This window comes from Bradyrhizobium sp. 14AA, assembly GCF_054185205.1.
The window spans coordinates 1-502 of the sequence record NZ_JAVAYM010000109.1 but is presented as its reverse complement, the minus strand read 5'-3'; the positions used below and the strand labels follow the sequence as shown (position 1 = coordinate 502).

Here is a 502-nt window from a genome sequence, read left to right as displayed (position 1 = left end):
GAAGGTGTAGTCGGTCAAAGAACCCTTGGTGACCGCGATGGTCATCGTCAGGGTGACGGTGTTAGGTCCCCATTCCACGTGGTCGATTGACCACCTCCCCTCGGTGTCATCATCCTTCGAGGAGAAGGGTAAAGAGGAGGCGACCGCAGTAGCCGATGCCGGAATGGGCGTGGGAGTCGAGGACGCGGATGTCGCAATGGGGGACGGCGTCGGCGTGACGGGGTTCGGCGGCTCGGTCGTGACCCGGCGTGCAACGATGACCAGCGCGACGACGAGCGCTGTCACGATGATGACGGCGATCCAGCCGCCGTGGCGTTTCGGCGGCCGGTACTGGTTGATGTCAGGCGGTTGGTTCATGGTGGCTCTACTGTACGTTGTTGCGCGCGGCTGATGTTGTCCACAGCATGGCGTCAAGACAAGGTGGCGCAGATGGGAGTTGTCCACAGATTCGAAATTGCTTGGCGAATGTGGCGGGGTCGAGACGACAACTGGAGGTATGACA

At 61.2% G+C, this 502-nt stretch carries 1 protein-coding gene; it reads right to left on the bottom strand.

The genetic code is table 11. The features are described 5' to 3' along the window. Positions 1-357: hypothetical protein (locus tag RAD15_RS43540; protein WP_458184819.1), on the bottom strand; the 357-nt coding region annotated here is incomplete at its 3' end. Positions 358-502: the final 145 nt, after the last annotated feature.